Raw genomic sequence first — 6,856 nt, forward strand, 5'->3', positions numbered from 1 at the left:
CTCATGCCGAAGAGCAATATTGTAATCGGTCTCGATATAGGTACAACCAAGGTATGCGTCGTCGTCGCTGAAAAGGATGACGTCGGCAAGCTCAATGTCCTCGGCAAGGGACGCGCCAACTCCGATGGATTGCAACGGGCGACGGTGGTCAACATCAACAAGACGGTTGACGCCATCAGCAAGGCGGTGGCCGACGCGGAGCGCGAATCTTCGATCAAGATCAAGGGGGTCAACGTCGGCATCTCCGGCGCGCACGTCCATTGCATCTACAGCAATTCCGAAATCAGCGTCAACCAGTCGGGCATCGTCAACGAATCCGACGTGCGGCGCTTCCTCGAAAAGGCCAAGACCAACATCCGCTATCTCGACATCGACCACGAGATCATTCACGTCATTCCGCAGGAGTTCATCGTCGATGACCAGGACGGCGTGCTCGATCCCATCGGCATGGCCGGAACCACCATGCGCGGCAGCGCTTACATCGTCGTCGGGCTGCGCACGAAGATCCGCAACATCAAGCAGTGCATCGAAAAAGCGGGTCTCGAAGTGAGCGCTATGACTTTCGAGCCGGTCGCATCGGGGCTTGCCGTGATGAAGGAGAGCGAGAAGCGCAGCGGCGTCGTGGTGATCGACATTGGTGGCGGCACCACCGAGGTGGCCATCTACATCGACGGCGCGATCCGCTACTCCGAGGTGATCAAGGTGGCGGCCAACGACGTGACGCACGATGTGGCCTATGGCATCAAGGCGCTCAACGACGTGGCCGAGGAGATCAAGATCCGCTACGGCTGCGCCTGGTCGAAGGTGCTCGACAACGACGAGGAGATTCTGATCGAGGGGATCGAGGGGCGTCCGCGCAAGTCGTTCCAGAAAAGCTCGCTGACGGTGATCGTCGAAGCGCGCATGATGGAGATTTTCGAGCTGGTGCGCGACATTATCAAGCGCTCCGGCTATTACGAATATCTCAACGCCGGGGTGATCATCACCGGCGGCGGCGCGCTCCTGCCCGGCACGAGCGAACTGGCCGGGGAGATTCTCGGCCTCGACGTGCGCACCGGCTATCCGGAAGGGGTGTCGGGCGGCATCAAGGAGGCAATCAACAACCCGATGTACGCAACCGTCATGGGACTCGTCGCCCACTCGTTGCAGAACAATCTCTATCAGGATTACGGAGAGGTCGTCCAGGAAAAGCCCACGCAGACTCCAGAGCCGGTCACCTCGCAACCGGAACCGGCGCAGCCCCAGCAGAGCGCCGATCAAAATCCCGATGCCCCTCAATCCGGAAAGAAGTTTGTTGACCGTCTGAAGAAGTTCTGGGATCAGTTATAATTCAGGAGCATTTCGATTTATTGCCGTGAGATGTCCGGTTGCGGGAGGGATTAACGCGCAATCGGGATTCGTAACAGTTCAAGTGAGGCTCTCGACAGGATAAAAAAGGAATAGAAAGCATGGCATTCGAACTCGATCCGGGCCTGTTCGACAGCGATCAGGACAGCGGAGTCAATATCAAGATCGTCGGCGTTGGCGGATGCGGCGGCAATGCCGTCAACAACATGATGGACCGCAAGATCAGCGGCACCGAATTCGTCGTCTTCAACACCGACCGCCAGGCGCTCCTGAACTCCAAGGCGCCGATCCGCGTGCAGATTGGCAAAAAGGCGACCAACGGCCTCGGAGCGGGGGCCGATCCCGCCAAAGGACGGCTCGCCGCCGAGGATGACCGCGAGCTGATCGCCATGCAGTTGCGCGGGGCGGATCTCTGCTTCATCGCCGCGGGCATGGGCAAGGGCACCGGCACCGGAGCCGCGCCGGTGGTCGCTTCCATCGCCCGCAACATGGGCATTCTCACCATCGGCGTCGTCACGCGCCCCTTCAGCTTCGAAGGGCAGATCAAGTCGCGCATCGCCGACACGGGGATCGTCGAGCTGCGCAAATATATCGACACGCTCATCATCGTCGAGAACGAGAAAATCCTGAGCATCGCCGACGAAGGGGTCAGCGCCACCGAGGCGTACAACATGGCTAACGACGTGCTGTTCCGGGCGGTCAAGGGCATCGCCGACATCATCACCCACCATGGCCACGTCAACGTCGATTTCGCTGACGTGCGGAGCATCATGCAGGGGGCGGGCGACGCCGTCATGGGCTCCGCCGCCGCCGCCGGAGAGCGCCGCGCGCTGAAGGCGGCCTCGGACGCCGTCACCAGTCCGCTGATGGAGGGGGTCAAGATGCGCGGCGCCAAGGGCGTGCTGGTGAACATCACCGGCGACGTGACCATGCGCGACATCGCCGACGCCATGAACTACATCGAGGAGCAGGTCGGCAGCGACGCCAAGATCATCAACGGCTATGTCGATGAGCCGCAGGTGTCGGGAGAAATCCGCGTCACGGTGATCGTCACCGGTTTCAGAAGACTGGAGCCGGATGAGGCGCGGCAATCCGGAGTGCAACCGGGCCAGATGGAGAAGGCCGCGCCGAAAGCGCCACCGGCCCAGGGCTTCGGACGCCCCGTGCACACTTCCGGCTATCCCGAAACAGTTGTCGAGGATATGAGAATTCCCGCATACATCAGAAAAAGCCGCTCCATCCCGGAGCCATTCGATATTGGCCGCGCGTGCAGTACCTCCGCCCGTCCTGCCGGATCGAATCCCTTTGCTCCGGATGACGACAATGAGCAGATACAGAAAGGCCCCACTGACACGCCGGCCTATCTCCGCAGGAAAAACAATCCTCCACTGCAATGACGCAAGCCGGGAGAAGGGCGCTGCCGCTTTTCCCGGCTCGCCTCCATTCGTTCACAGTTTCCGCAAGCATTGCCGCCCTCCGGGTACGGTCGTCCGGACTCCGGGCCAGCGGCGAAGCTGCAACCACTTCAAAAAAGATTTCAGCATCATGACTTACCGGACAATATCCGCCGAACAGGCCGTCATGGCCATCAAGTCGGGCGACAGGGTTTTCCTTCACACGGCGGCGGCAACCCCCCGCAGGCTGATCGACGCAATGGTCGGCCGCGCCAGCCACCTGCGCGACGTCGAGATCGTCAGCCTCCACACCGAGGGCGACGCCCCCTACGTCAGGCCCGAATTTCAGGAGAGCTTCCGGCTCAACGCCTTCTTCGTTGGCAGAAACGTCCGCTCGGCGGTGCAATGTGGCTACGCCGACGCGATTCCGATTTTTCTGAGCGACGTGCCCGCGATGTTCTACGACGGCATCATGCCACTCGACGTGGCGCTGGTGCACGTCTCGCCGCCCGACAGCCACGGCTACTGCTCGCTTGGCGTGTCGGTCGATGCGGCCCGCGCCGCCGTGCACACCGCGCGGCACGTCATTGCGCAGGTGAACCCGAACATGCCGCGCACCCACGGCGAGGGACTGCTGCATGTCAGCAAAATTCACTCGCTGGTCGAGGTGGACGATCCGCTGCCCGAGACGCCACGCCACGAGCTGACCGACGTCGAGCGCCAGATCGGCCAGCACATCGCCTCCATCGTCGAGGATGGCGCGACCCTGCAAATGGGCATCGGCGCGATTCCCGACGCGACGCTCGCCGCGCTCATGGACCACAAAGACCTCGGCATCCACTCGGAGATGTTCTCGGACGGGGTGGTCGATCTGGTCGAAAAAGGGGTGATCAACGGGCGCTGCAAGAAGACGCACAACGAGATCATCGTGGCGAGTTTTCTGGTCGGCAGCCGCAAACTCTACGATTTCGTGGACGACAATCCGCAGGTCGAGATGTTCGGCTCGGACTACGTCAACGACACCAGGGAGATCCGGAAAAATCCCAAGGTCACGGCCATCAACAGCGCCATCGAGATCGACATGACCGGCCAGGTGTGCGCCGACTCGATTGGCATCCGCCACTTCTCCGGCGTCGGCGGCCAGATGGACTTCATCCGCGGCGCGGCGCTCTCGCCCGGCGGCAAACCGATCATCGCCCTGCCCGCCACGACGCGCAAGGGCGAGTCGCGCATCGTGCCGCAGCTCAAACCGGGCGCGGGCGTCGTGACCACGCGGGCGCACGTGCAGTACGTCGTGACCGAGTACGGCATCGTCAACCTGCACGGCAAGAACCTGCGCCAGCGAGCCGAAGCGCTCGCCACCATCGCCCACCCCGACTTCCGGGAAGATATTCTCCGCCAGGCCCACGAGCTGTACGGGCGAAAAAGCAACTGCCTGGTTGAATGAATTGTGCAGGGGGCGGGGCGACGCAAAATGATCAGTCGGATCACCATAAACGCAGAAACGGCTGCCTTTTCCGGGCAGCCGTTTCGCGTTCAATCCTGTTTGACCTGTAAGTCCTGTAAGACTTATTCGACCTATTCTTCTCTTTACGGCTTCACGGCCTGAACGAGCAGGTGGTCGTACTTGCGCACCATCGTCACGTCGGTGTAGCCGAGGCTTTCGAGAATCTCCTTGTAGCGGGCCTGCTCCTTGAAGCCGAGCACCGAAAAGGGCATTCCCGCGCCGAGGATGTAGTGACTCAGGTAGTCGAAGTTCGGATTTGCCGGGTCGTCGATCACCATGTCGAGAATCAGCAGGCGGCCGCCGGGCTGCATGGCGTCGAACGCTTTCTTGCACATCATGGTTGAAATCTGCTCGTTGGCCGAGTAGAGGATACGGCAGAACATCACCGCGTCGGCTTCGGGATAAGACTCTTTGTAGATGTCCACCGCGATGCCGCGCAGACGATCAGCCACGCCCTTCTCGGCGGCGTTCTCGTTGACCAGGTCGATGGCGCCCGGCAGGTTCAGAATGGTGGAATCGAGTTCCGGGAAGTGCTTGAGCATGGCGGCAGAAATGTCGCCGATGCCGCCGCCTACGTCGATCATCTTCTTGACGCCGCCGAGCTTGGCCTCTTCGAGCAGGAGCTGGATGGCGAACTTGGCATTGCTGCGGTGAATCTCCTCGAAGTAGAGGTTATCTTCGCGCGTGACCGGCGGATAGGGCACCTGGCCCTTGAAGTTCTTCTGACCCCTGACGGCTTGGGAAAGACCCATGTAAAAATCATCGGCAAGGAAGCCCATCGCCTTGGCAACCGGCAACTGGTACAGGTTCGGCTCTTTCGGGTTCGGCGAGAACATGTACTCGGCAAACGGAGTCAATGACCATTTTCCATCCTCAAGGCTGATGACGCGCATCTGGCGGAGCGTCTCGAGGAGCATTTCGAGACGGGGCGGCACCGAAGCGGTGTCGGCTGCCAGCGTCGCGAGGTCCTTGGGGCCTTCGGCCATGTGGCTGAAAAGGTCGAGTTCGATAGCGGCTTTCATGCAGCTGAACTCAATGAGGCCCTTGAAGACCAGCTCGTTGGCCCTGTGGTAGTAGTTCAGGAGGTCATTGTTGCTCATTGTCGATAATTGTCTTTATTAGATATGAGAGACGAGTAGAAAAAACGCGAGTGCTGGCGCACGTAAATTTGTCACGCTAATTTATCCCAAAAAGAGCTGTTAACCAACAGCGAGGCCAAGAAATCGTTGTTACCGCCCGCCTGGACGGGGTGTTCTCTGGATTGAAGTCAACCGCGCTTTCCCGTTCGCGGAAGGCGCATAAACAAAGGAGTTCATCATGTTATCAAGCCTCTCCAAACTCACCCCGGAGCAGCTCGAAGAGATTCGCTCCCTCGAGCGTAAACTCGGCAAAACGCTGCTTTCGTTTTCGACCTACGACGTCGTTTCCGATGACCTCAACGCGGAGGAAATCGCCACGCTTCAGGCCCTCGAAGACAAACTCGGCACGATGCTGGTGGCGGTCAGAGGGCTGAGTCAGAAGTCCTGACCCCGATCAGCGCGAGCATCCGTCCGGTTTTGCCGTGGTCGCGGCGGTAGGAGAAGAAGCGCCCGACGTCGCGGTACGAGCAGAACTCCGAGCACTGCACCTGCGCTGGCGGGAGGCCCGCGTCGAGGAGCTGGTCGCGGTTGGCTGCCGAGAGGTCAAGCCGTTGCCGCCCTTCGCCGGATGGCGACGGCTCGAGGTAGCGGCTGCTGAAGCGGGCGGCCACCTCGCCGCCGATTTCGTAGCGCTCGCCGGAGATGCCGGTGCCGACCCAGGCGAGGCACTCTTCCGGACGGGTGCCGAATGCGTCGCGCATCGCTTGGACGGTCTTTTCGGCGATCCGCCCCGCCGCGCCCTGCCATCCCGCATGAGCCGCGCCGGACGCGCCTGTGCGCGGGTCGTGGATGAGGATGGGGTAGCAGTCCGCCGTCATGATGCCGACAAAGAGGCCGCGAACATGGGTGATGAGCGCGTCATAGCCGTCGAGGTTGCCCGGCGCGGTGACAAGCGCGATCTCCGTACCATGCACCTGCCCGGTCGTGACGATGCTCTCGGCGTCGATCCCGAGAAACGCCCCGAGCCGCCGGTAATTCTCCCGCACATGCGCCGGATCGTCGCCAACGTGCGATCCAAGATTCAGCGAATCCAGCGGCGCATCGCTCACCCCGCCCGAACGGGCAGTCTGAATCGCCACAAGCCCGGCGACGCCGGTGAAGATGGATGGATAAACAGGCTCGATTCCTGATCTCTGCGTCATAACGTCACAGTTGCGGTTTCCGGGTGAGGTTGATTTTCGGGCATCAATGTAAGGAGTTTTTGCGGATCACCAGCTTTGATCATACCGAATAATCCCGCAAAGCCGCATGGGTATTTACTGACGAAACACTAAATTCAAATAATATTTAGTGTTTTTAGGGAAAAATTAGCAAAAACTATTGTGTTTTAGATAAAATGTTATGTAAAGCGAAAACAAAATCAGGGGATAGGTGCACGCGAAAAGCTGGTGATATTAATCCGGCCAATAAAACTCGCAAATATATTATATTGCGGGTATGGAAAAAATCGATATTAGAAAAGTCTCTGA

At 60.0% G+C, this 6,856-nt stretch carries 6 protein-coding genes; 4 read left to right on the forward strand and 2 right to left on the reverse strand.

The window, feature by feature from the left end; translation table 11 throughout:
* The first annotated feature begins 3 nt into the window (after nt 1-3).
* The 3 genes from ftsA to FGF66_RS10640 all read left to right on the forward strand — a co-directional run bounded on the left by ftsA (nt 4) and on the right by FGF66_RS10640 (nt 4,188).
* Nucleotides 4-1,329 carry a cell division protein FtsA gene (gene ftsA, locus FGF66_RS10630; RefSeq protein ID WP_170181331.1) on the forward strand — a complete coding sequence of 442 codons (1,326 nt, stop codon included), beginning with the start codon at nt 4-6 and terminating at the stop codon, nt 1,327-1,329.
* A 119-nt stretch (nt 1,330-1,448) separates the two neighbouring features.
* Nucleotides 1,449-2,744: a cell division protein FtsZ gene (gene ftsZ / locus FGF66_RS10635; protein ID WP_139457619.1), complete on the forward strand. Its 1,296-nt coding sequence runs from the start codon at nt 1,449-1,451 to the stop codon at nt 2,742-2,744.
* A 148-nt stretch (nt 2,745-2,892) separates the two neighbouring features.
* On the forward strand, nt 2,893-4,188 hold the full coding sequence (locus FGF66_RS10640; protein WP_139457620.1) for an acetyl-CoA hydrolase/transferase family protein: 1,296 nt from the start codon (nt 2,893-2,895) through the stop codon (nt 4,186-4,188).
* Between the two features lie 143 nt (nt 4,189-4,331).
* Here FGF66_RS10640 and bchU read toward each other — a convergent pair whose 3' ends face one another.
* Nucleotides 4,332-5,348, reverse strand: a complete 1,017-nt coding sequence (gene bchU / locus FGF66_RS10645; protein WP_139457621.1) for a bacteriochlorophyllide d C-20 methyltransferase BchU — start codon at nt 5,346-5,348, stop codon at nt 4,332-4,334.
* 217 nt (nt 5,349-5,565) lie between these two features.
* Here bchU and FGF66_RS10650 point away from each other — a divergent pair, with 217 nt between their 5' ends.
* Complete coding sequence (locus FGF66_RS10650; protein ID WP_139457622.1) at nt 5,566-5,775, forward strand: hypothetical protein; 210 nt, start codon at nt 5,566-5,568, stop codon at nt 5,773-5,775.
* On the opposite strand, the gene pgeF is transcribed toward FGF66_RS10650, so the two are convergent.
* Entirely contained in the window at nt 5,750-6,529 is a 780-nt protein-coding gene (gene pgeF / locus FGF66_RS10655) for a peptidoglycan editing factor PgeF (RefSeq protein ID WP_139457623.1), read from the reverse strand. The two genes, FGF66_RS10650 and pgeF, sit on opposite strands and share 26 nt — an antisense overlap.
* Nucleotides 6,530-6,856 lie beyond the last annotated feature (327 nt).

This window comes from Chlorobaculum thiosulfatiphilum (assembly GCF_006265165.1).
GTDB classification, from domain to species: Bacteria; Bacteroidota; Chlorobiia; order Chlorobiales; family Chlorobiaceae; genus Chlorobaculum; species Chlorobaculum thiosulfatiphilum.

Coding starts and splice junctions, on each gene's coding strand:
- FGF66_RS10650 (WP_139457622.1), top strand. CDS start 5,566: ATGTTATCAAGCCTCTCCAAACTCACCCCGGAGCAGCTCGAAGAGATT.
- ftsZ (WP_139457619.1), top strand. CDS start 1,449: ATGGCATTCGAACTCGATCCGGGCCTGTTCGACAGCGATCAGGACAGC.
- bchU (WP_139457621.1), bottom strand. CDS start 5,348: ATGAGCAACAATGACCTCCTGAACTACTACCACAGGGCCAACGAGCTG.
- pgeF (WP_139457623.1), bottom strand. CDS start 6,529: ATGACGCAGAGATCAGGAATCGAGCCTGTTTATCCATCCATCTTCACC.
- ftsA (WP_170181331.1), top strand. CDS start 4: ATGCCGAAGAGCAATATTGTAATCGGTCTCGATATAGGTACAACCAAG.
- FGF66_RS10640 (WP_139457620.1), top strand. CDS start 2,893: ATGACTTACCGGACAATATCCGCCGAACAGGCCGTCATGGCCATCAAG.